22 protein-coding genes and 1 tRNA gene are annotated in these 26,759 nt (G+C 69.7%); 6 read left to right on the forward strand and 17 right to left on the reverse strand.

The window, feature by feature from the left end; translation table 11 throughout:
* Window position 1: 1 nt before the first annotated feature.
* From ABC271_RS09975 to ABC271_RS10000, 6 genes are all read right to left on the reverse strand, one after another.
* The gene (locus ABC271_RS09975) at window positions 2–2,065 is read right to left on the reverse strand and encodes a PTS fructose transporter subunit IIABC (RefSeq protein ID WP_412924720.1); all 2,064 of its coding nucleotides are present in this window, start codon (window positions 2,063–2,065) and stop codon (window positions 2–4) included.
* Window positions 2,066–2,085: 20 nt separating this feature from the next.
* On the reverse strand, window positions 2,086–3,051 hold the full coding sequence (locus ABC271_RS09980) for a 1-phosphofructokinase family hexose kinase (protein WP_412924721.1): 966 nt from the start codon (window positions 3,049–3,051) through the stop codon (window positions 2,086–2,088).
* Window positions 3,048–3,833 carry a DeoR/GlpR family DNA-binding transcription regulator gene (locus ABC271_RS09985; protein WP_412924722.1) on the reverse strand — a complete coding sequence of 262 codons (786 nt, stop codon included), beginning with the start codon at window positions 3,831–3,833 and terminating at the stop codon, window positions 3,048–3,050. The genes ABC271_RS09980 and ABC271_RS09985 overlap by 4 nt, the downstream gene beginning before the upstream one ends.
* Before the next feature lie 165 nt (window positions 3,834–3,998).
* Window positions 3,999–5,168, reverse strand: a complete 1,170-nt coding sequence (locus tag ABC271_RS09990) for a substrate-binding domain-containing protein (RefSeq protein ID WP_412924723.1) — start codon at window positions 5,166–5,168, stop codon at window positions 3,999–4,001.
* A 27-nt stretch (window positions 5,169–5,195) separates the two neighbouring features.
* Window positions 5,196–5,822 carry a flavin reductase family protein gene (locus ABC271_RS09995; protein ID WP_412924724.1) on the reverse strand — a complete coding sequence of 209 codons (627 nt, stop codon included), beginning with the start codon at window positions 5,820–5,822 and terminating at the stop codon, window positions 5,196–5,198.
* Window positions 5,815–6,903 carry a DUF1989 domain-containing protein gene (locus ABC271_RS10000; protein WP_412924725.1) on the reverse strand — a complete coding sequence of 363 codons (1,089 nt, stop codon included), beginning with the start codon at window positions 6,901–6,903 and terminating at the stop codon, window positions 5,815–5,817. The genes ABC271_RS09995 and ABC271_RS10000 overlap by 8 nt, the downstream gene beginning before the upstream one ends.
* Window positions 6,904–7,041: 138 nt before the next feature.
* On the opposite strand from ABC271_RS10000, the gene ABC271_RS10005 reads away from it, so the two are divergent.
* Window positions 7,042–7,743, forward strand: coding sequence for a GntR family transcriptional regulator (locus tag ABC271_RS10005; protein ID WP_412924726.1), 702 nt, complete (start codon window positions 7,042–7,044; stop codon window positions 7,741–7,743).
* A 31-nt stretch (window positions 7,744–7,774) separates the two neighbouring features.
* On the opposite strand, the gene ABC271_RS10010 is transcribed toward ABC271_RS10005, so the two are convergent.
* Entirely contained in the window at window positions 7,775–8,194 is a 420-nt protein-coding gene (locus ABC271_RS10010; RefSeq protein ID WP_412924727.1) for a hypothetical protein, read from the reverse strand.
* A gap of 217 nt (window positions 8,195–8,411) precedes the next feature.
* On the opposite strand from ABC271_RS10010, the gene ABC271_RS10015 reads away from it, so the two are divergent.
* Window positions 8,412–10,703: a molybdopterin-dependent oxidoreductase gene (locus ABC271_RS10015; protein WP_412924728.1), complete on the forward strand. Its 2,292-nt coding sequence runs from the start codon at window positions 8,412–8,414 to the stop codon at window positions 10,701–10,703.
* Here the strand turns inward: ABC271_RS10015 and ABC271_RS10020 are convergent.
* From ABC271_RS10020 to ABC271_RS10035, 4 genes are all read right to left on the reverse strand, one after another.
* A protein-coding gene (locus ABC271_RS10020) for an IS5 family transposase (protein ID WP_412926131.1) occupies window positions 10,700–11,555 on the reverse strand; the annotation gives its coding sequence in 2 pieces (ribosomal slippage) (window positions 10,700–11,236 and window positions 11,238–11,555; 855 coding nt in all). The genes ABC271_RS10015 and ABC271_RS10020 overlap by 4 nt on opposite strands.
* 94 nt (window positions 11,556–11,649) lie before the next feature.
* Window positions 11,650–12,327: a DUF6766 family protein gene (locus ABC271_RS10025; RefSeq protein WP_412924729.1), complete on the reverse strand. Its 678-nt coding sequence runs from the start codon at window positions 12,325–12,327 to the stop codon at window positions 11,650–11,652.
* Window positions 12,328–12,672: 345 nt separating this feature from the next.
* Window positions 12,673–13,794 (reverse strand): NAD(P)-binding domain-containing protein, encoded by a 1,122-nt coding sequence (locus ABC271_RS10030; protein WP_412924730.1) that lies wholly within the window; start codon window positions 13,792–13,794, stop codon window positions 12,673–12,675.
* Between the two features lie 44 nt (window positions 13,795–13,838).
* Window positions 13,839–14,315 (reverse strand): MarR family winged helix-turn-helix transcriptional regulator, encoded by a 477-nt coding sequence (locus ABC271_RS10035; protein ID WP_412924731.1) that lies wholly within the window; start codon window positions 14,313–14,315, stop codon window positions 13,839–13,841.
* A gap of 150 nt (window positions 14,316–14,465) precedes the next feature.
* Between ABC271_RS10035 and ABC271_RS10040 the strand changes: the two genes are divergently transcribed.
* From ABC271_RS10040 to ABC271_RS10050, 3 genes are read left to right on the forward strand one after another with little or no spacing between them, the layout of a single operon-like run.
* Window positions 14,466–15,581 carry an LLM class flavin-dependent oxidoreductase gene (locus ABC271_RS10040; protein ID WP_412924732.1) on the forward strand — a complete coding sequence of 372 codons (1,116 nt, stop codon included), beginning with the start codon at window positions 14,466–14,468 and terminating at the stop codon, window positions 15,579–15,581.
* Between the two features lie 36 nt (window positions 15,582–15,617).
* Complete coding sequence (locus ABC271_RS10045; RefSeq protein WP_412924733.1) at window positions 15,618–16,694, forward strand: LLM class flavin-dependent oxidoreductase; 1,077 nt, start codon at window positions 15,618–15,620, stop codon at window positions 16,692–16,694.
* On the forward strand, window positions 16,691–17,350 hold the full coding sequence (locus ABC271_RS10050; RefSeq protein ID WP_412924734.1) for an NADPH-dependent F420 reductase: 660 nt from the start codon (window positions 16,691–16,693) through the stop codon (window positions 17,348–17,350). The genes ABC271_RS10045 and ABC271_RS10050 overlap by 4 nt, the downstream gene beginning before the upstream one ends.
* 170 nt (window positions 17,351–17,520) lie before the next feature.
* Here ABC271_RS10050 and ABC271_RS10055 read toward each other — a convergent pair whose 3' ends face one another.
* The 4 genes from ABC271_RS10055 to ABC271_RS10070 form a co-directional block, all read right to left on the reverse strand.
* A complete protein-coding gene (locus tag ABC271_RS10055; RefSeq protein WP_412924735.1) occupies window positions 17,521–20,673 on the reverse strand; it encodes an alpha/beta hydrolase in 3,153 nt (1,050 codons plus the stop codon).
* A gap of 204 nt (window positions 20,674–20,877) precedes the next feature.
* Window positions 20,878–20,949, reverse strand: a tRNA-Gln gene (locus tag ABC271_RS10060).
* A 115-nt stretch (window positions 20,950–21,064) separates the two neighbouring features.
* Entirely contained in the window at window positions 21,065–22,579 is a 1,515-nt protein-coding gene (gene gltX, locus ABC271_RS10065; RefSeq protein WP_412924736.1) for a glutamate--tRNA ligase, read from the reverse strand.
* A gap of 10 nt (window positions 22,580–22,589) precedes the next feature.
* Complete coding sequence (locus tag ABC271_RS10070) at window positions 22,590–23,570, reverse strand: LysR family transcriptional regulator (RefSeq protein WP_412924737.1); 981 nt, start codon at window positions 23,568–23,570, stop codon at window positions 22,590–22,592.
* An 81-nt stretch (window positions 23,571–23,651) separates the two neighbouring features.
* Here ABC271_RS10070 and ABC271_RS10075 point away from each other — a divergent pair, with 81 nt between their 5' ends.
* Window positions 23,652–24,719: an aminotransferase class V-fold PLP-dependent enzyme gene (locus tag ABC271_RS10075; protein WP_412924738.1), complete on the forward strand. Its 1,068-nt coding sequence runs from the start codon at window positions 23,652–23,654 to the stop codon at window positions 24,717–24,719.
* On the opposite strand, the gene ABC271_RS10080 is transcribed toward ABC271_RS10075, so the two are convergent.
* Together ABC271_RS10080 and ABC271_RS10085 are read right to left on the reverse strand one after the other, a co-directional pair.
* On the reverse strand, window positions 24,703–25,947 hold the full coding sequence (locus ABC271_RS10080; protein WP_412924739.1) for an MFS transporter: 1,245 nt from the start codon (window positions 25,945–25,947) through the stop codon (window positions 24,703–24,705). The genes ABC271_RS10075 and ABC271_RS10080 overlap by 17 nt on opposite strands.
* A complete protein-coding gene (locus tag ABC271_RS10085) occupies window positions 25,940–26,707 on the reverse strand; it encodes a fumarylacetoacetate hydrolase family protein (protein ID WP_412924740.1) in 768 nt (255 codons plus the stop codon). The genes ABC271_RS10080 and ABC271_RS10085 overlap by 8 nt, the downstream gene beginning before the upstream one ends.
* Between the last annotated feature and the right edge of the window lie 52 nt (window positions 26,708–26,759).

Here is a 26,759-nt window from a genome sequence, read left to right on the forward strand (position 1 = left end):
CTTAGGCGGCGACGGAGGCAGCAGGAGCGGCCTCGGTGACGGCGGCGTCCTTGGTGCTGCGACCGATGCCCTTGAGGGCGACGACGATCAGCGCCGTCACGACGGTACCTGCCGCAATCGCGAGGGCAAAACCCCAGAAGGGGTTGATGGCGAAGAAGACGAAGATGCCACCGTGCGGAGCGAACGACTGCACGCTCAGCCACATGCTGAGGCCACCCGTGATGGCACCACCCACCATCGAGGCCGGGATGACGCGCAGCGGGTCGGCCGCGGCGAACGGGATCGCCCCCTCCGAGATGAACGATGCACCCAGGAGCCAGGCGGCGGCGCCGTTCTCGCGCTCGACGGGGGTGAACCGCGGGCGGGCGAGGACGGTGGATGCCAACGCCATCGCGAGCGGGGGGACCATGCCGGCGGCCATGACCGCCGCCATGATCAGGTACGGCGTGGTGTTCGTCTGCGTCGCGGCTGCGAGGCCCGTGGTGGCGAAGACGTAGGCGACCTTGTTGACGGGTCCACCGAGGTCGAAGCACATCATGAGGCCGAGGATGACACCCAGGAGGATGGCACCGGCGCCGCTCGCGGCGAGGGAGGTGAGGCCCTCGGTCAGCCGCTCCATGAGCCACGCGATGGGGCGCCCGAGGAACAGGATCATCAGGCCCGAGGCGAAGATCGACCCGAGGAACGGCACGATCACCACCGGCATGAGGCCGCGGAGCCAACGCGGCGCGTCGAACCGGCCGAGCCACCAGGCGATGAATCCGGCGAGCAGACCGCCGATGATTCCGCCGATGAAGCCGGCGTTCATGAGCACCGCCACAGCGCCGGCGACGAAGCCGGGGGCGATGCCGGGACGGTCGGCGATCGCGTACGCGATGAAGCCGGCGAGCACGGCGACGATGAAGCCCATCGAGGTCGCGCCGATCATGAAGGCGACCGAGCCGAGGTACTGGCCCACCGGCCCGAGCGGCGAGGTGATGCCGTCGGTCGGGAGGTCCCACAGCGAGTTCTGGATGATGACGTTGGCCGCGTTCTGCGTGACCTGATAGCCCCCGAGCAGGAAGCCCAGCGCGATCAGGAGGCCGCCACCCGCGACGAACGGGATCATGTAGCTGACACCGGTCAGCAGCCACCGTTGGATACGGCGGCCCACCGACTGCTGACCCGCAGGGGCGCTGGCGGCAGCACCGGCCGCCGATCCCGCGACGCGCGGCGCATCGGGGTTGTCGACCGCGGCGACGGCTTCGGCGATGAGCTGCTTCGGCTGCTCGATGCCTCGCTTGACGCCGGCGCGGATGACTGGCTTGCCGGCGAAACGCTGCGGCTCGCGGACGTCGACATCGACGGCGAAGATCACGGCGTCGGCGTCGTCGATGACGCTCTGCGGAAGGGCCTTGTAGCCGCTGGACCCCTGGGGCTCGACGACGAGCTCGACTCCGTCGGTCTCCAGACCGGCGGTGGTCAGTGCGTCTGCCGCCATGAACGTGTGGGCGATTCCCGTCGCGCAGGCGGTCACGGCGACGATCTTCGTGGTCTTCGTGGCGGTGGCGGTGCGAGCCTCGGCGCGGGTCGTCGCGGGCGCGGCGGCAGCGGGGGCTTCGGCGGGGACGGATGCCGGGGTGATGGCATCCGTGATGATGCGCACGGCGTCGGCCGGGCTCGCCGCGTCCCGGAGACCGCCGGTGAAGTCGGGCTTCATAAGGCTGCGGGCGAGCTGTGACAGCACCGCGAGGTGCGCCTCGTCCGCACCCTCGGGAGCAGCGATGAGGAAGACGATGTCGGCGGGTCCGTCGGGCGCGCCGAAGTCGACACCGGGGGTCAGCCGAGCGAACGCCAGCGTCGGCTCGGTGACGGAGGCGCTGCGGGCGTGCGGGATGCCGATCCCGCCGGGGAGGCCGGTCTCGTCCTTCTGTTCCCGCGCCCATGCGTCGTCGAAGAGTTCCTGCGCGCTCGTTGCGCGGCCCTGCGCGACGACGCGCTCGGCCAGAGCACGGATGACCGACTGCTTGTCGGCTCCCAGGGGCGCGTCGAGGCTGACGAGCTCCGGTGTGATGATGTCGGACATTGTCTGGTGACCTTTCGTGGTCAGGATTCTGCGGTGAGGGTGGAGAAAACGGTCACGGCGATCGGCCCCGCGGGCAGATCGGCCGGCGTCGGGGCCTGCGTCCCCGGCAGGGTCGCCGCAGCTGCGCCGTACGCGATGCTGCGGGCGAGTCGGTCGGGAGCCGGAGCCCCCTCGAGGTCGGCGAGCAGGTAGCCGGCGAGCGAACTGTCGCCCGCCCCGACCGTGCTCGCGACGCGGATCTTGGGGGCGCGACCGCGCCACGCGCCGTCGGCGGTGAACAGCAGCGCTCCGTCCGCCCCGAGGGTCACGAGGGCGGATGCCACGCGCCCGGGAACAAGCGCGGCCGCGCGCCGCGCCGCCTCCACGACCACGTCGCCGTCGTCCGAGGCATCCTCGCCGACGAGCTCCGCGAGCTCCTCGTGGTTGGGCTTGATGAGGTCGGGGCGTGCCGACTCGACGACGGCGCCCAGAGCGGCGCCCGAGGCGTCGACCGCGATGCGGGGAGCACGCGCGCCCCAGCGACGCCGAACGGCGGCGATGATGTCGGCGTAGAAGGTCGGGGGCACACCGGGCGGCAGCGAGCCCGCGAGGACGAGCCATGTCGCATTCTCGGCCGCCGCGACCACACCTTCGGTGAGGGCTGCGGCCTCGGCGGCGGAGAGCTCGGCGCCGGGCAGGTTCAGCTTCGTCGTCTCTCCGCGCGGGTCGGTGATCGTGAGGTTGGCGCGCACGCGCCCCGCGACGGGCACGATCGCGAGGGCGACCCCCGCGTCGTCGAGGAGCAGCCGGTAGGGATCGTGGTCGTTCACCGGCACCACCGCGCGGGCCGCGGCACCGGCCGCCGACACGACTCGGGCGACGTTGACGCCCTTGCCCCCGGCATCCTCGCGTGAGGACTCGGCACGCTGCACTTCGCCGGGGAGCAGCGGACCGGCCAGCTGCACGGCACGGTCGGCCGACGGGTTGGCGGTGAGGGTGACGATCATGCGACACGCACCTCGGCGTCGGCGTCGGCGAGAGCCTGCGCCAGGGCATCGGGCGGGGTGGCGTCGGTGACGAGCACGTCGATCTCGTCGAGGCGGGCGAAGCGCACCAGCAGCTCCTCACCGAACTTCGCGGTGTCGGCGACGACGACGACTCGGCGCGCGGCCCGGATGATCGCGCTCTTCACCGCCGCCTCTTCGGGGTCGGGAGTGCTGAGACCGAATCCCGCGCTGAGGCCGTTGGTACCCACGAAGGCGATGTCGGGGCGCAGCTCCCCGATCGAGCGCACGGTGTGCGCGCCCACCGCAGCTGCGGTCACACCTCGGACTCTGCCGCCGATCGTCGTCAGCGCGATGCGTTCGTCTCCCGCGAGCAGGTGTGCGGCCTCCAGCGAGTGCGTGACGATCTCGACCTCGTGCGAGCTCTCCCCCAGGACGCCGGGCAGCTCGGCAGCGACAGCCGCGGGAGTCGTTCCCGCGTCGATGAAGATCGACCCTCGGAATCCGGGTGCGAGAAGACGCGCCGCCTCCGCGCCGATCGCCCGCTTGGCGTCACCCCGACGCAGGCGACGCTCGGACAGCGAGACCTCGGTGGTGCTCGCGCGATCAATGCCGACGGCACCGCCGTGGACGCGGCGAAGAGAACCGGTGCGTTCGAGGCGATCCAGGTCTCGTCGAACGGTCTCGGTGGTGACGTCGAAACGACGGGCGAGGTCGACGACGCTGACGCGTCCGATTTCGCGCAATTCGCGTTCGATGAGCTGCTGGCGCTCCATTGCGTACACGGGATCCCCTTCGAAGATTCCCACACACTACAACATGAAACAACACGAAGCAACGGTCAATGGGGCGCGAGCGCCGACGACGCACAGGCCTTCCCACACCGCGAGAGCGCGCAGACCGCGGCACGAGACGAGCTCGCACTGCGGTCTGCGGGAAATCGAGGCGGGTCAGGGAAGCGCGATCGAGGGATCCAGGAATCGGCTCGTGGCCAGCTGCTCCGCCGACAGCCCGTCGCGGATGGTCACGCCCTTCGCCGTCAGGATCGGCGTCACGATCGCCTGCACCTTCGCCACGCGCTCGGCGTCGAACGAGCCGAACGTGCCGTCGGCACCGTTGGCCGCGAGATCAAGCTCACGCTGCTGCACGGTCGAGTTCTCCGCCTCCTCGAGGGGGTAGACCCACCCGTTGTCGTACTCCTCCACCGCCTCCGCGATCATCGTGTTGGCCCGCGTCGGGTCCGCGAAGTAGTCGACGCTCGCCTGCTGGACCACGGGAACGAGCTTCGCGAGGCAGTCCGCCTGCCCCTCGATGTCGGCGCTCCTCGCCGCGAGGGCGACCGCGTAGATCGGGTAGCCGGTGTCCGCGACGAGCTGGTAGTCCAGGGGGCGACCCCACTCGGGCATGGCGTTCTCGTACACCCACGGCTCCACGGTCGCGAAGCCCTGCTGGGCCGCCGTGCCGTTCGCGGCCACGAAGGCCGCCGGCGTGCCGTCATACGACCCGTCGAGTTGATCGGTGCGCAGCAGGCCGGAACCGGTGAGGTAGTCCATGTACGTCGTGCCGTCGAAGTAGCGCACGGTCGCCGACGTCCGACCGAGGTCGGCGATGGAGTGCACGTCGGGGTAGGTCTCCGGGTCCCACATGATGGCCCACGGCGCCTTCTCGAACGTCGACATGACAGCGGTCGTCGGCAGGGCGTCGGATGCCGCGATCGCATCGTCGGTGTTCACCCAACCGAGAAGGATGTCGGGATCGGTGTACATCTGGGCAGGTACCCCCGAGAAGCCGATCGCGGGGCCGCCGGCGCGGATCTCGACGTCGACACCGGTCCACTCCCCCTGAGACATCAAGGGGCCGGAGACGCTCTTCTTCCCCGCGTCGATGCGCGCATCCGAGCCGAGGAGGGTGAACAGCCCACCCTGCTCCGCCTGCGGGTTCCAATCGGTCTGGATCACGACGGTCGCCGGACATACCGAGGAGAGATCGACGCCTCCGATCGGCATGTCGGAGGCGGATGTCGCAGTCGACGCACCACCGGAGGCGGCGCAGCCTGTGAGGGCGACGGCGATGACGGCGCCGGCGGAAAGGGCGGACAAGGGACGAGGGAGCCGGGTCATGAGAGTTCTCCTTGGATCGGGTGGGGCTCAGAGCGAATCGATGTCGGTGACAGGGTCACCGGTCAGGGTGAAGCGGTCGGTCGTGGTGGTGTAGAAGCTCGCGCCGAAGCGGGCGACGGGGGCGTAGTCCGTCAGTCGCACCCGCATCCGTGATCGGTCGACGAGACCGGGACGAGTGCGCAGGCGTTGAACGCGTCCGAAGTAGATCTCTCGGCTCGGGATCTCCATGCGCGACCACAGCACGCACTCGAGGGCGACCGGGGCTTCGGCGATCACCGGTGGAGAGACGGATGCCGCGGGCACGGTCACGATGCCCCGGTGGGCGAGCTCGTCGACGCCGGGCGGGTGCCGCACGCTCGTGGCATCCATCGCCTCCGTCAGCGGGCGGTCGACCAGATGGACGATGAACTCCCCCGTCGCGTCGATATTCACCGCCGTGTCCTTGCGTTCACCTCCGGGCAGTCGGTCGATGCTGACCATGAGCAGCGGCGGGTCCTCGCCGACCATCGCGAACATCGAGAACGGTGCGGCGTTGGGGACGCCGGTCGGCCCGAGGGTCGTGACCCAGGCGATGGGTCGCGGGACGATGAGCGACGCCATGAGCTTGTACCGCTCGTACGGGGTGAGCATGTCGAGATCGTCGACCTCATGCATGGCTCTGCACCCACCAGCTGAGGAGGATGTCGCGCAGCGCCGCCTCATCGTCGTCGCCGTACAAATCGCGGCGAGCGTGGGTCCTCAGGAGCGCTGCGTCGGAGTCGGAGAGATCGATCTCGATGTCTTCGACGGTGACCGGCGTCCGCGGGAACCGCGGTTCGTATGCAAGGTCGCGCTCGAGGCGCCGCTCCGTGCGGATCCGGGGCTGGGCGAAGTCGGCCGGCGTGCGCTGCGAACGGTGCACCCACAGGGGTGGGACGCGAGCCAGGTCATCCGCGGCGGCGTCGGAGACGGTCACGTCCAGGGGTCGTAGCGAGTAGTTGCTCGTGCGGAAGATGTCGTTCCCGCAGACGTTCGGAACCGCGAGAACGTCCATCAGGGCGAGGATCTCCACGAACGCCCCAGACGGCGTGTGCTGGTGGACCACCTCGATGGAGCCGTCCTCGTTCACGCGTGTCGCCATGAACAGGTTGAACGAGTCGTGCACGTCGTCGGGGGTCAGTCCGTATTCGCGCTGCGCTTCGGCCTGCATGTCGGCGCAGTTCGTGTGGTCCTCGAAGCCGAACAGGGACTCGTACATCGCCGCACTGCACCGCGGGAACAAGGTGTCGTTCAGCCCCGCCGGGTCGGAGAGGAGGAACATCATGGCCCGCTCACGGGGCGGTGCCGACCACAGGAACGCGCCCTCGCCCGGGTGGATGCCGTGCAGGGTGCGCGTGCGTCCGACGTGCATCGCTTCGCGGTAGTCGTGCAGGGCGAACACGTTGAGGTCCGCGCATTGGTCGCCATCGACCTGCGACACGCGCAGGACCTGTCCGGCGCGGACCTCGAAGGCCTTTCCCGTCCCCGGCAGCAGGCGATGCTCCTGCCGCAGCACTCGCTCATCCCCCGGTGTGAAAGCCAGTTCGTCGCGCCAGGCGCGTTCGGCGGGCGCTGGTCCGGGCAGGGGGCGGGAGATGACGAAGCCGGCTGTCTCGCGCAGGGCAAGACGCACAAGGTCAGGGACATCCCGCGCCTCACCGGCGAGAATGGATCGATCGAGCAACTCCCGTTGCTGCGAGGTGAGGGTGACGTACATCGCCTCCGCCTTTCTGTATACAGAATCAGTTGTATTCCGTATACGGGTCGCGAACATTTCGCGGACGGGTCGATCACGTTTCACAGTGCATGGTGGATGAAAACGCACAGCGATCGAAGCCTCGTATACAGTTGCGGCATGACTGTGGAGACAGGATCCGCCTCCGAATTACCCGCTGATCGTGCGGAACGCGCCTACTCCTCGCTCCGGGCCGCCATCATCGAGGGCGCTCTCACTCCGGGCACGAAGCTCGGCGAAGAGACACTGGCCGCTCACTACGGCGTCAGCCGGACCCTCGTGCGTACGGTGCTCGCGCGCCTCGTGCGCGACGGGCTGGTCGCCTCTCCCCACGGGCGATCGGCGGAGGTGGCGCATCCCACCCTCGACGAGGCCCGTGATGCGTTCGTCGTGCGGCGTGCGCTGGAACGCGAAGCCGTGCTCCGCGTCGGCGCGCGATGGGACGACGGCATCCATGATCGACTCCGTGTCCACGTTCAGGCGGAACGGGAGGCTTGGGCCGACCGACGCAGCGCTGCGTCCGCGCGATTCGGTGGAGAGTTCCACATCCTGCTGGCGCGCGAGAGCGGCAACGGGCTGCTCGAGCGCTACATGTCCGAGGTGATCTCGCGAACCGCTCTGATCCTGAGGATCTACGGTCGCGACATCGACCAGGGAGCCTCGATCGACGAGCATGACGAACTCATCGCGCTCCTCGCCGCGGGGCACGTCGACCGTGCCGCCGACCACGTGACCCACCACCTGGACGAGGTCGAGCGCAAGACCCTGCGCGCCGACCCGCCGGCAGGCGACCCGCTGCTCGCCGTTCTGTCGCGCTACTGAGAGATACGGGCGCCTCTGCCGCCCGGGTCGCTCACGGAGCGACGACCGAAAGCGTGAACGCGATCTCCCGGCCGTCCGGACCGGTGAGCTTTGCCTGCGTCGAGCCGATCTTGCGCGCCTCGAACCCGGGGCGGAAGGTCGCGCCTTCGTCGGAGCCTCCCGCCGAGAACTCCGCGATCGCCGGGTCCGTCGTCGTTCCGGTCCACTGGTCCTCGGTGCCGTCATCGACCGCGATCACGAGCGCGGTGCCGACGACGACGGCCACATCGGTGCCGTCGAGCTCGCCGGGTGACACGATCGTGGGCGGCAACGCCTGCAAGCCTCCCGCGGTACTCGGGGTGGGCGACGATGACACACCCGCGGGCTGAGCCCCGTCGCCGGAGGCCGTGCAGCCGGCGGTGGCCAGCACAACCGCGACGAGCGCTGCCAGGGCGAGGGACGAGCGAGCCACGGGGACCTTCTCTCGGGTCAAGGCAAGAGGCGGATGCCGATTCGGATGCTATCGCGCACCATTCTCCCGCGCCGTCAGGCGCGGCCGCGAGATGCCGCACGGCACCCTGTGCCCTATTGACGCGTCCCGGTCGCGGGACCCCTCGCATCCCGGATGCCGATGACCTCCCGTTGCAGCCGGAGTGCGCGCACCGACTCGGGTCGGCGAACATGGTGCGGTGACGCGAACACAGCAGAGCAGCGCCCATTGGGGCACGTTCGAGGTCGAGGTGTCGGATGACGGGCGTACCGTCCTGGACACGCGACCCTACGCAGACGACCCGGATGCCGCGCCCGCGATCCGCGGAGTCGCGGAGGGGCTCCGTCACCCGTCGCGAGTCACCCGGCCGGCGATTCGTCGCCGGTGGCTCGAGAACGGCCCCGGCCCGGATCCTCGCCGCGGCGACCCCGACGACGAGTACGTCGAGGTGGAGTGGGACGAGGCTCTCGACCTCCTCGCCGCAGAGCTGGGGCGGGTGCGATCGACGCACGGCAACCGTGCCATCTTCGGGGGCTCCTACGGATGGGGAAGCGCGGGACGCCTCCATCACGCGCAGAGCCAGTTGCACCGGTTCCTCAACGCCATCGGCGGATACACCCGATCGATCAACGACTACAGCCGGGGCGCCAGCCTCGTGCTGCTCCCCCACCTCATCGGGCCGATCGGCATGCGCGAACTGCGCAACCGGCCGCCGTCCTGGGGGCACATCGCCGAGCACACCGACCTCCTGCTCGCTTTCGGAGGTCTTCGGCAGTCGAACACGTGGGTGGTGCCGGGCGGCCACGATCGCCACGTGGCCTCCCGGCTGGCACGCTCCGCCGCGGCTGACACGCGAATCGTCACCGTCTCGGCCCAGCGCGACGACGCCCTCGCCGAACTCGGCGCCGAGTGGGTCGGCATCCGCCCGGGAGCCGACACCGCTCTGCTGCTCGCCCTGACGCACACGCTGGTGGCAGAGGGACTCGCGGATGACGCGTTCCTCGCGACCCACACCGTGGGCGCCGATCGCGTGCGGGCCTACCTCAGCGGCGAGACGGACGGCGTCGAGAAGACGCCGGAATGGGCCGAGGACCTCAGCGGCGTGCCCGCCCCGACGATCCGCGATCTCGCTCGGCGGGCGGCCGCGGGACGCACGCTCGTCAACGTGACGTATTCCCTGCAGCGAGCCGAACACGGCGAGCAAGCGGTGTTCGCCGCACTGACGTTCGCGGCCTTCCTCGGGCAGATCGGCCTTCCCGGGGGCGGATTCACGCACGGGTACGGCTCGATGGGCGACTACGGGGTCGGAGTCGCTCCGGTGCCGCTGCCCACCTTCTCTCAGGGCACCAATGCCGTTCCCGACTTCATCCCGTGCGCGCGTATCAGCGACCTCCTGCTGCGGCCGAACGCGACGATCCCGTACGACGGGGGGACGCTGGCGTTGCCGGACATCCGGCTCGTCTACTGGGCGGGCGGCAACCCCTTCCACCACCACCAAGACCTGCGGCGTCTGCGCCGGGCCGTGGCGAGCGTCGACACGCTCGTCGTCAACGAATTCCACTGGACGCCAACCGCTCGCCACGCCGACATCGTCCTGCCCGCCGCCACCGGACTCGAGCGCGACGACCTGGCGGCCGGCGCGGGCGACACGCGCCTTCGTGCGATGCCGCGTGCGGTCGGACCCGTCGGCGAGGCACGCGAAGAGTTCTGGATCTACGACGAGCTCGCGAAGCGCCTGGATGCCGACTACGCCGAAGGCCTCGACAGCCGCGAGTGGCTGGAGAGGATCTACGACGAGTGGCGGCAACGCCCCGATACCCCGGACGCTCCCCCGTTCGCCGAATTCTGGCGCGACGGCGGCACGCCTCTCCCCCAGCACCACTACCGCGATGGCGCCTTCACCGACTTCCGCGCCGATCCCGTCGCGAACCCGCTCGATACCCCCAGCGGACGCATCGAGCTGTTCTCCGACACCCTCGACGGTTTCGGGCTCGCCGACACCGCGGGGCACGCGGTCTGGATCGACACTGCGGAAAAGCCCGGCTCGCCCTACGACCTGCAGCTGCTCTGTACTCAGCCGTCGCACCGCCTCCACAGCCAGCTCGACATGGCCTCCCCCAGCCGTTCGACGAAGGTCGCCGGTCGCGAGCCGGTCCGACTGCACCCCTCGGATGCCACGGCACGCGGCCTGACCGACGGCGACATCGCGATCGTGCGCAGCGCCCAGGGCAGCCTGCTCGCGGGGGTCGTGACCACCGACACCCTCCTGCCCGGCGTCGCGAGAATGCACACGGGAGCCTGGTACGACCCCAGCGCGCCGGAGACCGCCGACTGCATCAACGGCAACGTCAACGTGCTGACGAAGGACATCGGCACCTCGCAGCTCACACAGGCGTCGAGCGGGGCGCGGGTAGCGGTGTCGGTCACGCGGTACGACGGGAGGGTTCCGCCGGTGCGCGCGTACGACGGGCCGCGGCTGGCATCCCGCTAGGCCGTGTTGATCAAGTCTGATTTGATCCAGATGAGCGTGGCGGCGAGGCTGACGGCGGCTCGGTAGCTGCGGAGGAGTTTGTCGGAGCGCATCGCGATGCCGCGCCACTGCTTGAGCCGGTTGAAGCAGCGTTCGACGACGTTGCGGCCCTTGTAGCGTTCCTTCTGCTGTTCGCCGAAGTCGATCGGCCGGCCCGGCTTCTTGCGGCGGTGCGCGACCTGGTCATCACGCTCCGGGATGGTCGCGGCGATACCGCGGTCGCGGAGCCAGGCCCGGTTCGCCTTCGACGGGTACCCCTTGTCGGCGAGCACCCGGTCCGGTCGGGTCCGTGGCCTGCCCTTCCCGTCGCGGGGGACGCGGATGTCCTCGAGTACTGCGGTCATCATCGTGGTGTCGTTGATGTTCCCGCCGGTGATCATCATCCCCAGCGGCCGGCCGCGACCGTCGCAGACCAGGTGCAGCTTGGTCGTCAACCCGCCACGGGAGCGTCCGATCCCGTGATCAAGCGGCTCGAACCACGGATTCTTGTGATTCGGCAGAGCCCCCTGTGTCCCGCTTCAGGGTCGCGCCGTGCTGATGCACACGAGCGATCGTGGAGTCGATCGAGACGACCCAGTCGATCTTCCCCGCGGCGTCGGCCCGCTTCTGCACCTCGGCCAGCAGCTTCTCCCAGGTGCCGTCCATGGCCCAACGGTTGAACCGCTTGTAGATCGAGTTCCACTTCCCGAACCGCTCCGGCACATCCCGCCACGGAGCCCCGGTGCGGTACTTCCACGCCATCCCCTCGACAGCCAACCGATGATCCGCCCACGGCCTCGACCTCCCGGACACCGTCGGCATCAACGGCTCCATCACGGCCCACACCTCGTCAGAGATCTCCTGTCGCGTCACCGCTCAAGACTCACCCACCGAGGAGCGAAACCTCTTGATCAACACGCCCTAGTTGTCACTCGGATTCCACCGAGCTCGTGTGGTGCGGCGTGCCCACGGGCTTGGATTCGCTGGATCCGCGTTGACGGAGATAGATCGAGAACGCAATCATCGCGCCCACCGCGAGGAATTCCGACTGCCAGTTCTGCAGCGTGCGATTCCAGAACTCCGGGGATGCCACGTACTGCAGCCACGTCTCGGGTGGCATCCCGTGCAGCGCGTTCTGCTCGTTCGCCACGGTCGTCCCGCCGAGGGATTGCGCGAACCAGGACAGCAGGAATATCGCGCCCATCACGAGGAGGAGCGAGTTCGAGTACACCCAACCCGCAGCGCCACCCACGCGGGCCCAACTCGGTGAGTCGGGTCGCGCGTGCGAACCGATCAACTGCTCCGCATCGGTCCCCACGCCTTCGTCTCCCGGATTCTTGGATTCCGGCGATCCTCGCTGCACGAGCCAGATCGTGGCGAGGATGAAGAGGAAGAACTGGAGGAACTCCGATTGCCAGTTCTCCGCGACGTCAACGAGGAAGTCCGACGACGTCACGAAGTCCCAGTAGCCGATCGGAGCGAGGTTGTGGAGCTGGAGTTCCTCGTTGTTGTTGGCGAAGCCTGCGAAGGATTGGCCGATGAGCGCGGCCAGGAAGATTGCCAGGAAGACGATGCTCAATCCCTGATCGCGAAGGAAGCGGCCCACGGTCACCGCCCCGCCAGCGGGAGCACGATCATCACAGCGAGCCCGACGATGACGATACCCATCCACGCCCAGAACATCGCGCGCATTCCGGCGGTTCCCGACGCGCCCTGTCGTTCATTCATTGCCGTTCCGCTACCTCTCCGCTCGCCCTCGCCGCGGCCCGCGAAGCGCAGGCGGAACACACGAGGACGGCACGCCCGCCACGATGCACCGAGCCCGGCAGTGGCGCATCCCCCTTGCTCGCCCGGCGACGGCATGGCAGAGAACGTCACCTCCCCGCCCGGCTCACGGACACGCACCCGCGGTCGAACGGCGATGCGGCGAGCAACGCACCGTATTCGCGGGTCAGGTAGCCGAAGGGACCGACAGGAGGCGTTTGCGCAGAACACGTACCGCGTCGCGTCCGGCGCGATTGGCGCCGACCGTGGACTGAGACGGGCCGAATCCGATGAGGTGCACACGCGGCTCATCGGCGACCTGCGTTCCGACCATGCGGATCCCACCACGCTCGTTGCGCAGACCGAGGGGATCCAGATGGCGTAGGTCGGCCCGGAACCCGGTCGCCCACAGAATCGCATCCACGGGGGTGAAGGAGCCGTCCGCTTCCCGCACCCCCTCGGGCTCGATGGCCGTGAACATCGGGCGACGGGCGAGCGCACCGCGTTCCTTCGCGGCGACGGCGTACGGCAGCCACGCGAGCTGCGTGTAGGACACGACGCTGCCGGTAGGGTTGCCCGCCTCGACGTCCGCGACGACCCGCGCGATGGTCTCCCGCCCCTCGACCTCCGGGGTGAAGCCGCTGTCGCGGAACACTGGCTCGCGGCGGGTGTACCAGAACACCGTGGCGACGCGGGAGATCTCCTCCAGCGGCTGCAGAGCCGAGATCCCGCCCCCGACGACCGCGACACGCTCACCCGCGAACTCGCCGAGAGCCACATAGTCGCGGGTGTGCAGCTGGCGACCCCGGAACGTCTCCTGCCCCGGATAGTGCGGCAGCACCGGGTTGTTCCACGTTCCCGTGGCGTTGATGACCGCCCGGGTACGCCACACCCCGGCGCTGCACTCTACGAGCAGATCGCCGTCCGGGTCGGCGTTGGCGTAGCGCACCGTGGATACGGTGACCGGTCGCAGGATCGGCGGCTGCAGCGCCGATTCATATGCCGCGAAGTACGCCGGAACCGCCTCGCGGCTCGGCGTCGAGTCGTCCACCACAGGCTTCGGCTGGCCGGGCAGGTCGAAGATGCCATTGACCGTGGCCATGGTCAACGTTGCCCACCGATGCCGCCACGCCCCGCCCGGCCCGGATTCGGCATCCAGGACCACGAACGTTGGTGCCGTCGGGTCGTGCGGGGTTCCGAGAGCGCTGACGAAGCCGACCCGGGCGGGGTGGTAGGCGGCCGACAGCCCGGCCTGGCCCCCACCGATCACGACGACCGTCGCGGGACGCTCCTCAACGACATGTTCCATGCGGCATCCCATCTCGGGGGTTCTCGGAAAGTAGCGACCCGAGGTCAGCCACGGGACTCCAGGCCGAGGTGCTCACGCAGCCGCGCCGTGAGGACGTCGATTCGCGCGAGGTCGTCGGTGTCGAACGCATCGATGAACACCTCGCGCACGGCGCGAAGGTGGGGCACCGATCCCGCGCGGAAGGCGCTCGCCCCCGCGTCGGTGAGCGAGACGACCGCGCCGCGGCTGTCGTCCGCGAACGCGTCACGGCGGATGAGTCCGCGCTTCTCCATCCGGCCGAGGTGGTGCGAGAGCCGGCTGCGCTCCCACCCCATGTGTTCGGCCAGCTCGGACGAACGCAGGTGACGACCGCGAGCTTCGCTGAGGGCGAGCATCACCGAGTAGTCGCCGGAGGACAGCCCCGACTCGGACTGCATCCGACCGCCGAGCAACGATCGCAGCGCGTCCGCCGTCTCGACGTAGTCGCGCCAGATGCGCAACTCCTCCTTGGTCGGCAAGGCGCGATGTGCCGTTCGGGTCACCTCTGCACCTCCTTTTATTGACGCATCAATCATACCGGGGCATGATTGACGCGTCAATCATCACCCGGTTCCCGCCGGTCCGCACGGGAATACCCCGATCGCGACGGCGTTCACTATTGACATATCAATCACTTTGATGGGGAGAAATGCATGGCTGCCGCCGATCCCGCCCGACTCCAGTTGGGGCTGAACTCGTTCGGAGAGGTCGCAACCGACGCCGAGCGCGTCCTGTCCGACGGTGAGACGCTGCGTTTGCTCATCGAGGAGGCGCAGCTCGCCGAATCCGTCGGGCTCGACATCTTCAGCGTGGGTGAGCACTACCGTGAGGGACAGGTTGACTCCGCGACCCCGGTTCTGCTCGCGGCCGCCGCGCAGGCGACAACCACCATCCGCCTCGGCTCGTCCGTCACGGTGCTCTCGACGCAGGACCCCGTGCGGCTGTACCAGCAGTTCGCGACCGTCGATGGCATCGCGGGCGGTCGGACGGAGATCGTGCTGGGGCGGGCCTCAGCGATCGAGTCCTTCGCGCTGTTCGGATACGAGATCGCGGATTACGAGGGGATCTTCGAGGAGAAGCTCGAACTCTTCGTCCGCCTTCTTCGCCAGGATCGCGTCACCTGGTCGGGCAGGTACCGTCCCGCACTGAACGACGTCCGACTTCATCCCCGGATGCCGGACGGGGGTATTCCGACCTGGGTGGGAATCGGCGGGAGCCCGGACTCGGTCGTGCGGGCCGCACGGCACGGGCTTCCTCTCATGATGGCGATCATCGGCGGGCGGCCCGAGCGATTCGCCGGGCACGCGGAGCTGTACCTGCGCGCGCTGGAGAAGTACGGCCATCCCGAACTGCCCATCGCGCAGCACTCCCTCGGCCTCCTCGCCGACACTGATGACGAAGCGAAAGAGCTGTACTGGACGTACTGGGAGCCGGTCGTGACCGCGATGAGCAAGGAGCGCGGCTTCTACCCGCCCACGCGCGAACGCTACGCGGAGGAGATTGCGACGGGAGCCCTCTACGTGGGCTCGGCCGACACCGTTGCGCGCAAGATCGCGGCCGTCGTCCGTGCCAACCACCTCTCCCGGTTCGACCTGAAGTACGACCTGCTGCACATGCCGCGCGACGTCCGCGCGCACAGCATCCGCCTCTTCGGCGAGCAGGTCGCGCCGCGCGTACGGCAGATACTCGCCGCCGACCCCGGCGACTGGAAGCCCACCGGCCGTGCCCCGGCCGAGATCGTCAAGGGGGGCAAGGCCGTCCACGCCTGAGTCCCGACCTCACGAACCACACAAGGAGAAACCCCTATGTCCGACTTCTCGAAGCTCGAGTTCGGCATCGACACGTTCGGCGACGTGCCGATCGACGACGCCGGCAACCGCGTGACCTACGGCGAGGCCATTCGGGCCACCCTCCGTGAGGCGATCCTCGCCGACGAACTGGGCATCGACGTGATCGCGCTCGGCGAGCACCACCGTCCCGAGTACGCCATCAGCACGCCCGAGACCGTCCTCGCCGGAATTGCGACCGCGACCGACAGGATTCGGCTGGCCTCCGGTGTCACGGTGTTGTCCTCCGACGATCCTGTACGCGTGTTCCAGCGCTTCGCCACCGTCGACGCTCTGTCCGACGGGCGCGCGGAGGTCATTCTGGGCCGCGGCTCCTTCACCGAATCCTTCCCGCTGTTCGGTTACGACCTCAGCGACTACGAGGTGCTCTTCGAGGAGAAGATCGACCTCTTCCACAAGTTGTTGGATGAGAAGCCCGTCACGTGGGAGGGCACGACGCGTGCCGCACTGACGGATGCCGATGTGTTCCCCAAGACCGACTCCGGCCGTCTGAAGACGTGGGTCGGTGTCGGCGGGTCGCCGCAGTCCGTCATCCGTACCGCGCACTACGGCTTCCGGCTCATGCTCGCCATCATTGGCGGAGCGCCCGAACGCTTCGCCCCATACGTCGACCTCTACCGGCGCGCGACCGACCAATTCGGAACCACCGCGTATCCGGTCGGGATGCACTCCCCCGGCTTCATCGCCGAAACGGACGAGGAAGCGCGGCGGCAGTTCTACCCCGGGTACAAGGAGATCCGCGACCGGATCGGAGGCCTCCGCGGATGGCCGCCTCTGGAGCGCGCGGAGTTCGACGCCGACATCGAACACGGCTCCCTGTACGTCGGCTCACCCGAGACCGTGGCCCGCAAGATGGCGGACGCGATCCGGACGCTCGACGTCGGCCGCTTCGATCTCGTCTACACCGCCGGCGGCGCGATGCCGATGAGCGCACGCCTGCGGGCCGTTGAGCTCTACGCGACGCGCGTCATCCCGCGCGTGCGCGAGCTCCTCGCCGAGACACCGGCACCCGCCGGCGCGGCGTTCCGTCGATGAGCGCGACCGATTCCGGCACGCGGCCGACACTTGGCATTCTCGGCGCCGGGAAAGTCGGAACGGTCCTCGCGCGCCTCGCCGTCGCCGCCGGATACCGTGTGCTCGTCGCGGGCTCCGGCGACCCGGAGCAGATCGCCCTCACGATCGAGGTCCTGGTTCCGGGTGCCACCGCCGTCAGCCCCGAGGATGCCGCCCGTGAGGCGGACGTGATCATCCTCGCGCTTCCGCTGCGGAAGTACCGCAGCATCCCGGTCGCCTCGCTGCGCGGAAAGCTCGTCATCGACGCCATGAATCACTGGTGGGAGGTCGACGGCGCGCGGGACGACTTCCTCGATCCGGACATCTCCTCCAGCGAAGCCGTCGCCGAGTTCCTCGCCGGCGCTCACGTCGTGAAGGCCTTCAACCACATGGGATACCACGACCTCGAGGAGCAGGCCCGCCCCGCCGCAGCGCCCGGCCGAAAGGCGATCGCCATCGCCGGCGACGATCCGGTCGACACGGGCGCGGCGGCGAAGCTGGTCGATGCACTGGGGTTCGACCCCGTCATCCTCGAGAACCTCGACGCGGGCCGCCGCCTCGAGCCGGGCACGCCCGCCTTCGGGGCGAACATGACGCGCGAGAAGCTCCTCGGGCTCGTGAAACCGGACGGCGCTTGACAGCTGCACGGGGGGCGGTCGTCCACGGGTGGACTCGAGGCATCGACCGTGAAAAGGAAGGAACCCCCCGCGTCCATGTGTGAGGATCTCAGAACTTCTCCCGACTGACGTGTTCCACGCGGTCGATCCGGCGGGAATGGGGCATACTCCCGGCCGACTCGAGATCCTCACTACCCGCGTCGACGACGATTCACCACCGCCACCGCGGCCCCGGATGCCGCCACGAGCGCGCCCCCGACCGCCACCAGCAGCCAGAGACCGCCGTCCATGCCGGTCCGCGCAAGGTCGGGGCCGACCACTGCCGGGACCGCCGTCCAGGTCTGGGTCGGCGTGGGGGTCGCGCTCGGAACCGGCGTGGCCGTCGGCGTCGGGGTCGTGGTAGGTGTCGGGGTGGGCGTCGGCGTCGGGGTGGGCGTCGGGGTGGGCGTCGGCGTCGGGGCCGCCTGAACCCGAACGGTCGCCTGCAGCACACGAGCGGAGCCGGCACCCTCCGCGCGCACGGTCGTCGCCCCGAGTGTCGCGTCCGCGGCGACGCTCGTCTCGATCACGGCGGTGCCGTCGGTATCCGCGATCGCCAGGGGAAGGGTCGTGTCGCCGAGCATGGCGAGCACGCCCTCTCCTGCCCGGAACCCGGTGGCGGTCAGCTTCAGCGATCCGCCGCGGGTGGGCTCGTCCGTCGAGACGTCGAGATCTCCCGGGGTGCGCGATGCCGCCAGCTCGGCGCACACGTCGCCCTGGACCCCGAACGGCGGCGCCGGCTGATCGTCGCCCGCCACGCCGTCGTCCTCGCGGACCAGGATGCCGGAGAAGTCGTCCGCTCCGGAAACGGCGGCTTCACTCGTGGTGACCGCCGTGCCGGCGACCGACACGGCCGCACCGGACGGGTCCTGATTTCCCACGATCAGCACCGGAACCGACAGGCAGGTCTGACCGGGCGCGAACGTGACCCGCTCCGCCCCCAGACCGGCCGGAGGTGCGTCGCCGCCCGGCCCGGGGCCGATCCCCACGTACGCGCTCACCGGCTCGTCCGCCGGGTGGTCGAGCCAGACGGCGACCCCTGCGGTCCACGGCTCCGCCTGCTCCTCGACCCGTGTCTCAGCCATGTTGACCGCCGAGCGTGTCACCATGGCAGGGGTTCCCGCGGAGGGCGAGTCGAACGAGAGGTCAGACAGATAGAGCTCGCCCCACGGAACGCCGTCGACACCCACCTGCGGTTCCAGGCGCACTTCGCGGAGATCGCCGAGGTCGACGCCGACGACATCCTCGAGCGGCCAGGTGACCTGCTGCAGGACCACCTTGTCGAGCGGGGGCGCACCCGCCGGCATCCGTTCGACGGCTCGGAGGTTCAGGGACGAGACCACCGTCGAGTACTCGAATCCGGAACCGTCGACGAGCGTGATCGCGAGGTCTGTCCCGACCTCGACGCGGTCGCCCGGTGCCATCTTGAGCGTCAGCGACGAGCGGTCGCGGACATCCCGCTGCCCTTCCGGAAGCGGGACGCGCAGCGAGGCGGCCCCGGCGAACTCCCATTCGAACCGTGTCACGGGGAACAGAGGCACGTAGGGCGCGAGGAACGACGGGTTCCAGTGCGGGACCTGAGCGTCGCGACGCTCGGAACAGGACGGGCGGGATGCCATGATCATGGCGCCCTCGCACACCTCGGCGGTCGCTTCCCCATCGACCAGGACCGCGGCCCCGCCGCCGGCGAAGTCGGTGACGAGATCGCCGGCCGAGCGTGGCTGGGTCGCGATGACACGAACGTCCGCGAAGGGGGTGAGGTTCGTCGATGGAGCGACGGTCCCGTCGACGATGCCCTGGTAGGCGAGTTCCCCGCCCAGCGTCAGGCGGAAGAAGCCCGTCATGAGTGTCGCGCCGACCTGGTACTGCTCCGCGGCGGTCAGGCGCGTCGGGTCGGTCGTCGCGCACGCGGAGGTCGTGTCATCCGCATCCCAGTCGTCGGAACCGCCGACGGGATACTCCCCCGGCGTCCACACCGAGCTGAAGAAGTTGTGGTTGGCCCCCATCACCCACACGGCCGAGCGGAGAACGTCGTCGCCGAACGCTCGTCGCGAGTCGTCGATGTACTTCTGTCCCTGCTGGTCGGCGACGTCGCCGTCGCAGTAGGGCAGCACCGCCATCGTCGTCACGTCGGAGAGCGTGCGTCGGGCGAAGTCGGTCGGCGCGAGCGGGAGTACCGACCGGATGCCGAACGGCTTCGCCGCGGCCGCGTTGAGCTGCGCGGCGGTTACGACGCCCTCACCGCCGCGCGAGTGGCCCATGAGACCGACCCGCGAGAGATCGAAACGGCCCTCCAGGTCCTCGGATGCCAGTCCTGACGGTGCGGCGGGCTGGTCGGCGCGTTCGGTCGCTCGGGCGAGCGCGTCGTCGAACGTCCGGGTGACGGGATCGCCGCCGTCCGGTTGGTCCTCGAACGTCACGGTGGCTCCTCGATCCAGACGGTCGAGCATCTGGAGCGTGTCGAGAACAAGCCGGCCACGAGCCTGAGCCCCCTGATCGAGGGTGAGTTCGGCATCCGTTGCGTTGATGGCGTTCGCGGAGATCGAGATCACGTTGTAGCCGTTCGAGGCGAGCGAACGCGCCGTCGTCTCGTAGCCGAGGTAGGACCGGATGACCATCTCGTCGTCCGCACAGGGCCAGGCAAGTCCGGACTCTCCGGAGGTCGCGTCGCCGCACGTGGAGTGGCGACCGTGTTCCAGCAGCACGACCGGGCGAGCGCCGACCGCGGTTGTGAGGTACAGCTTCCCGGCGACCTCGCCGCGCGTGTCGGTGTAGCCCGCGAGCCCCACCGCACGATCGCCGAAGTCGTACTCCGCCTCGCGGACCGCGTAGGGACCGGTCTGCGACGGATCGGCGACCGGGATCGTCGGCACGAGCGTGTCGCGCTGCTCCGGCTCGTCGCGGCGCGGGCTCGGCGCCCGCCGTTCTCCCTCGCCGACGCCGTCCTCGCCCGCCTTGGGACCCGAGCCGGAGGCCCACCCCTTCACGACCTCACGCGCGGAGACCACGCGATCGTCGGGCGTCGTGATCGTCAGTGTGCGGCCGCCGTCGGAAGTCCGGGCGATACCGAGCGGCTCACCGTCGACGACGATGGTCGGGGCGTCGCTGACCACCGGCAGCGGCTTCGACAGACGAAGCGTGACCGTGTACCCGGCCGGCGCCCGCTCCACCGTCCAGCCCTCGCCCGAGGCCACCACGATGTCGTCCGGCGTGCGCGCGGACGCCGGGACGGCAACGGAGCCGGTCAGAAGCAGGGCGAGGATCGAGACGGCGGCCAGGTGGCGACGCCGGGGGCGCATTGACATCGGGGTGGCTCCGGGGCGTAAGGGCGAACAACCCGGAGGAGACGACGATGCCCCCAGGTCACGTGATTCCCCGCAGTAAAGCAGATCGTCGCGGGTCGCGGCGAGAAGAATTCGTCGACACTCGCCTCAGCGACGAACGGAAAGCCCGGAAAACGACGAAAGCCCGGTGATCGCGAGGCGATCGTGCCGGGCTTTTCTGTCGTGCTGGGGTACCTGGACTCGAACCAAGAACAACGGAACCAGAAACCGCCGTGTTGCCAATTACACCATACCCCAAGGCGCTGAACCGAAGTTCGTGCCGAGGATCAAGCTTACGTGACCGGGGCCGGAGCGCCAAACCGGGGCCCGCTCGCGCGCGTCGCGGGCTCGGCGCACGGCGGGGCCCCCGCGCTCAGCCCAGGTGCTTCACCAGCGCGTCGAGACGGTGGAGGGTCGCGGCCTTGCCGAGCAGCTCCATGGACTCGAACAGCGGCGGCGACACGCGGCGGCCCGTGAGGGCGACCCGCGGCGGACCGTATGCCACACGGGGCTTCAGGCCCAGTTCGTCGACGAGCGCGACGGACAGCGCCTCCTGCACCGCCGCCGCGGTGAACTCCGTCTCGGGAACCAGCTCGAGCGCGCCCACGGATGCCACCAGCACCTCGGCCGCGTTGGCGGGCAGGCCCTTCATCGCATCCTCGGCGTATGACACCTCGTCGACGAAGAGGAAGCCCAGCATCCCGGGCACCTCGCCGAGGAGCTGCACGCGCTCCTGCACGAGCGGTGCGGCCGCGGCGATGATCGCGCGGTGCTCGGCGGACGGTTCCTCGGCCACATACCCGGCGGCAGCGAGGTACGGCACGATGCGGGCCGCGAAGTCGTCGGCATCCAACATCCGGATGTGGTCGCCGTTGATCGCCTCGGCCTTTTTCTGGTCGAAGCGCGCCGGGTTGGGATTCACGTCGGCGATGTCGAACGCCGCGATCATCTCGTCGAGCGAGAACACGTCACGGTCGCTCGAGAGCGACCAGCCGAGCAGCGAGAGGTAGTTGAGAAGTCCTTCGTGAATGAAGCCCTTCTCGCGCTGCAGGAACAGATCGGCCTGCGGGTCGCGCTTCGACAGCTTCTTGTTGCCCGTCTCGCCCAGCACCAGCGGCATGTGACCGAAGCGCGGGATGAACGTGGTGACACCGGCATCCACCAGAGCCGAATACAGCGCGAGCTGCCGGGCGGTGGAGGGCATGAGATCTTCGCCCCGGATGACATGGGTGATACCCATGAGCGCGTCATCGACGGGATTCACGAACGGATAAAGCGGCACTCCTCCGGCGCGCACGAGCACGAAGTCGGGGAACGAGCCGGCGGGGAAGGTGACCTCGCCACGGATGAGGTCGACGTAGCTCAGGTCGTGATCGGGCACGCGCAGACGCCACGCGGGCTGACGCCCCTCGGCCCGGAACGCGGCCTTCTGCTCGTCGGTGAGGTCGCGGTCGAAGTTGTCGTAGCCGAGCTGCTTGGCACGGCCGTTGGCCTCGTTGCGCGCGTCGATCTCCTCTGCGGTCGAGTAGCTCTCGTACACGGCACCGGCGGCGATGAGCTTGTCGAGCACCTCGCGGTAGATCTCGTGCCGCTGCGACTGCCGGTACGGGGCGTGCGGTCCCCCGACCTCGACGCCCTCGTCCCAGTCGATGTTCATCCAGCGCAGCGCCTCGAGGAGCTGCTGATAGCTCTCCTCGCTGTCGCGCGCGGCATCCGTGTCTTCGATGCGGAAGACGAGCTTTCCGCCGTTGTGACGGGCGTAGGCCCAGTTGAACAGGACCGTGCGTATCAGACCGACGTGCGGCAGCCCCGTCGGAGACGGGCAGAACCGAACGCGAACGTCGGCGCCGGTGGCGGTCGTGGTGCGGGGATCGGGCGTGGCAGACATCCCCTCGATCCTACTCGGCGACACTCGCCCGGCCGGGGTGTCCGGTCGCGGTCCGGGCATGGTCGGCAAGCACCTCATCGACGATGCGGAGCGCCGCACCGACGGCGGGCACCCGGTGGGCGCCGCGCGCGGTGACCACGTGGAGTGTGCGCGCCTCGGCGGCGGGCAGGCGCGGGACCGCGATCCCGGCGACGAGCGGGAGGGATGCCACGGCCATACCGGGCAGGATCGCGACCCCGACGCCCTGGGCGACGAGGTTCTCGACGGCGACGTAGTTGTCAGTCTCGAACGCGATGTCGGGGGTGAACCCCGCACGGCCGCACGCCTCCAGGAGGTGTCCGCGGCACTGGGGACAGCCGGCGATCCACCGCTCGCCCGCAAGGAGCGACAGGTCGATGGGGTCGTCGCCGGCGGCGGGGTGGTCGGCGGGGACCACCACGACCGTGTCGTCGCCGCCGACGTCACGCACCGACAGTCCCGTGGCCGACGACTCCAACCGCTCCCGCCGATCGCCGGGGAAGCTGTAGATGAGGGCGATGTCGGCGCGATCCTCGCGGACGGCGGCGATCGCCTCGGGCGGCTCCGCCTCGACGAAGCTCAGCGCGACCCCCGGCCGGCGCGCGGACAGCGCCGCGATCACCCGAGGGACGACCGTCGAGGATGCCGAGGGGAACGCCGCGATGCGCACGCGACCGGCGCGCATCCCCCGCAGTTCCGCGAGATCGCCCGCTGCCGCGTCGAGAGCCGTCGTCACCGTCGCCGCGTGCCGCGCAAGAACCCAGCCGGCCTCGGTCAGGCGCACGCCTCGACCCACCCTCTCGACGATCGGCAACCCCGCCCGCCGCTCGAGCCGCCGCAGCTGCTGGCTCACCGCCGGCTGGCTGTAGCCGAGGGCCCTCGCGGCCGCGGTGATCGACCCGGTGTCGGCGATCGCCTTCACGACGCGCAACGCGTGGGCGTCGAGCGCGTCGTCGAGCGGAGCGTCTGCCATACGCACACATAATCAGAACGCATGTTTCTCATGCAATACCTGCCGTAGTGGAATGCGTGGGTGCGTCGGCATCCTGGGTCCATGACCCTCGCCCCGCACTTCTCCGGAGGTCGCGACTATCTCGCGGCCTGCACGGTCGGTCTGCCACCGCGCGCCACGGTCGCCGCGCTCACTGCGGACCTGGCGGCAGCGGCATCCGGTCGTCCCGACGTCGCCGCAGCGACGCGTGCGGTCGAGGACGCCCGGCGCTCGTACGCCAGCCTCGTCAGCACACCCGTGTCGAACGTCGCGATCGCTGCGCAGACCTCGGTCGCGGTCTCCCTGATCGCGGCCGCCGTGCCCGATGGAGCCGAGGTGCTGTGCGCGGAGCGGGATTTTGCCTCGCTCGTCGCGCCGTTCGCGCACGTCGGCCGCGGTGTTCGACTGCGGTCCGTTCCGCTGGACCGTCTCGCTGACGAGGTGACGGCGGACACCTGGCTGGTGGCCTTCTCCCTCGTTCAGTCCGCGACCGGTGATGTCGCCGACGCCGCCGGCATCGCCGCAGCGGCAGCCCGCACCGGTGCCCGCACGCTGTGCGATCTCACCCAGGCGGCGGGGTGGCTCCCGGTGGATGCCACCCTGTTCGACGCCACGGTCTGTCACGCGTACAAGTGGCTGTGCGCCCCGCGGGGCGTCGCCTTCCTCACCGTCTCCCCCGCCCTCGCGCGGCAGCTTCGTCCCGTGCAGGCCGGCTGGTACTCCGGCGACGATCCGTGGGCGTCGTGCTACGGCATCGGTGCGCCGCTCGCCCCGGACGCGCGGCGATTCGACGTCTCCCCCGCATGGCAGGCGTTCGTGGGTGCCGCGCCGGCACTCGCGTTGTTCGCTTCGGCCGACCCGGCCGCCGTTCACGCCCACACGACCGGGCTGGCGAACCGCTTCCGTGCCGGGATGGATCTTCCCGAACTCGACCGCCCCTCGGCGATCGTCACGTGGCCGGATGCCGACGGCTGCGCACTCGCCCGGCTCACGGCATCCGGCATCATCGCCTCCGGACGCGCCGGACGAGCCCGCGTCGCGTTCCATGTCTTCAACGACGAGGACGATGTCGACCGCGCCCTGTCGGCCCTGCGGGAAGAACGGGCGGCCCCGCTCAGCCTCGCACTCTGACCCAGACGGCGCCGAGGCACACCGCGACGACCGGCACCAGGGCCCACAGGGCCAGCCCGCCGTAGCCGGCGCCGCCGAGGATGAGTCCCGCGACGATCGACCCGACAGCCGCGCACGCCGTCATGAGCGTGTCGCTGCGACCCTGTCGCCTCGGGCGGGCGTCGACCGGCGTCGCCTCGGTCAACAGCGCCGAGCCGGCGACCGTCGCCGCACTCCATCCGAGACCGAGCAAAACGAGGGCGACGAGCACCCCGGCCTGCGACCAGGACAGCGCCGCAGCCACCGCCAGCGCGGCAGCGAGGAGCACTTGGCCGAGCAGCACGACCGGGATGCGACCGACACGGTCGGCCAGGATGCCGAATACCGGCGACAGTCCGTACATGCCGAACACGTGCAACGCGATCGTCACGCCGACTGCGAAGGTCACGGCATCCGGAGCGACGATGTGCGAGAGGTGCACGGGCGTCATCGCCATCACGGATGCCATCGTGACGTGCGACGCGGCGACCGCGAACATCGCGTACCGGGCCAGAAGCGGGCGGTCGGTCACGGTGTCACCGACCGCGCCGGCGGTGGCGGCGCGCGCTTGTCGCTGAGCCAGGAGCAGCGGATCGGGGCGCAACACCAAGACGTACAGCGCGAGAGCGCAGGCCTGCGCGGCGAACGAGAACAGGTACGCCCCAGTGAGGCGCGGCATCCCGATTCCTGCGCCGAGCACCTCGCCCGGGGCCAGGAGCAGTGGCCCGACGACCCCGCCGACCGTCGTGGCCCAGACCACCGTCGCGAGATCTCGACCGCGTCGGCTCGTGCTCGCGAGATCGGTGGCGGCGAACCGTGCCTGCAGCGTGCCTGCGTTGCCCGCGCCGATGAGCGCGATGCCGACGAGCAACATCGGGAAAGCCCGCGTCGCGGCGGCGAGGATCACCACGGCGATGCCCACGAGCGCGGCGACGTTGCCCGTGCTGAGGGCGAACCGACGGCCACGCCGCGCGGCGAGGCGTGCGAGCGGAATCGCGGTGAGCGCTGCACCGAGGGTCACCGCTGCGGTCGCGAATCCCGACAGCGCCTCCTGACCCGACAGGTCGGCTGCCAGAAGGGCGCCTAGCGACAGTGTCGAGCCGAAGGCAACGCCCGTGAGCACCTGTCCCGCGGCCAACACGCGCACGGTGCGGCGTTGGACGAGCGCGACGTCACTCGTCGCGCTCGCGCCCGCGGCGACGTCAGGCATCGCGCACGGTGTTGCGCAGCACTCCGATTCCGCTCACTTCCACCTCGACGGTGTCGCCCGCCTCGAACGGACCGATACCGGCCGGTGTTCCGGTGAGGATCAGATCACCGGGCAGCAGCGTGAACACGGCGGAGGCGTAGGCGATGAGGTCGGGCACCGAGTGGATCATGTCGGACATCGGGCCGTTCTGCCGAACCTCGCCGTTGACCCGCGTCGTGATGACGGCGGCATCCGTGTCGAGCTCGGTCTCGATGACCGGACCCAGCGGGCAGAACGTGTCGAAGCCCTTCGCGCGGGTCCACTGGCCGTCGCGGCTCTGCAGGTCGCGCGCCGTAACGTCGTTGGCCACGGTGTAACCGAACACGTAATCCATGGCGCGCTCGGCCGGCACGTTCTTGGCGACGCGGCCGATGACGACGGCCACCTCACCCTCGTAGTCCGTGCGGTCGCTGAGGGCCGTCGGCCGGACGATGACGTCGTCGGGTCCGATGACCGAGGTGTTGGGCTTGAGGAACATCAGGGGCTCGGCCGGGGCCTCACCGCCCATCTCGGCGGCATGGTCGCGGTAGTTCTTCCCGATGCACACGACCTTCGAGCGCGGAATGACCGGTGCCAGCAACGTGACGTCGGCGAGCGGAATGCGCTCCCCCGTCGTACCGAAGCCCGCGAAGAGCGGATCGCCCTCGAGGACGACCAGCTCTGCGTCGTCGATGATCCCGTAGCGGAGCGTTTCCTGGTAGCTGAACCGAGCGATCTTCACGCCTCCAGCCTATCGGGGGCCTCCGACGTGGCATCCGGTCCTCCGCAGCCCA

The sequence above is a fragment of the Microbacterium canaveralium genome (assembly GCF_047238045.1).
Lineage (GTDB): Bacteria > Actinomycetota > Actinomycetes > Actinomycetales > Microbacteriaceae > Microbacterium.

Coding starts and splice junctions, on each gene's coding strand:
- gltX (WP_412924736.1), bottom strand. CDS start 22,579: ATGTCTGCCACGCCCGATCCCCGCACCACGACCGCCACCGGCGCCGAC.
- ABC271_RS10075 (WP_412924738.1), top strand. CDS start 23,652: ATGACCCTCGCCCCGCACTTCTCCGGAGGTCGCGACTATCTCGCGGCC.
- ABC271_RS10005 (WP_412924726.1), top strand. CDS start 7,042: ATGACTGTGGAGACAGGATCCGCCTCCGAATTACCCGCTGATCGTGCG.
- ABC271_RS10040 (WP_412924732.1), top strand. CDS start 14,466: ATGGCTGCCGCCGATCCCGCCCGACTCCAGTTGGGGCTGAACTCGTTC.
- ABC271_RS10055 (WP_412924735.1), bottom strand. CDS start 20,673: ATGTCAATGCGCCCCCGGCGTCGCCACCTGGCCGCCGTCTCGATCCTC.
- ABC271_RS09975 (WP_412924720.1), bottom strand. CDS start 2,065: ATGTCCGACATCATCACACCGGAGCTCGTCAGCCTCGACGCGCCCCTG.
- ABC271_RS10050 (WP_412924734.1), top strand. CDS start 16,691: ATGAGCGCGACCGATTCCGGCACGCGGCCGACACTTGGCATTCTCGGC.
- ABC271_RS09990 (WP_412924723.1), bottom strand. CDS start 5,168: ATGACCCGGCTCCCTCGTCCCTTGTCCGCCCTTTCCGCCGGCGCCGTC.
- ABC271_RS10030 (WP_412924730.1), bottom strand. CDS start 13,794: ATGGAACATGTCGTTGAGGAGCGTCCCGCGACGGTCGTCGTGATCGGT.
- ABC271_RS09995 (WP_412924724.1), bottom strand. CDS start 5,822: ATGCATGAGGTCGACGATCTCGACATGCTCACCCCGTACGAGCGGTAC.
- ABC271_RS10045 (WP_412924733.1), top strand. CDS start 15,618: ATGTCCGACTTCTCGAAGCTCGAGTTCGGCATCGACACGTTCGGCGAC.
- ABC271_RS10070 (WP_412924737.1), bottom strand. CDS start 23,570: ATGGCAGACGCTCCGCTCGACGACGCGCTCGACGCCCACGCGTTGCGC.
- ABC271_RS10000 (WP_412924725.1), bottom strand. CDS start 6,903: ATGTACGTCACCCTCACCTCGCAGCAACGGGAGTTGCTCGATCGATCC.
- ABC271_RS09980 (WP_412924721.1), bottom strand. CDS start 3,051: ATGATCGTCACCCTCACCGCCAACCCGTCGGCCGACCGTGCCGTGCAG.
- ABC271_RS10080 (WP_412924739.1), bottom strand. CDS start 25,947: ATGCCTGACGTCGCCGCGGGCGCGAGCGCGACGAGTGACGTCGCGCTC.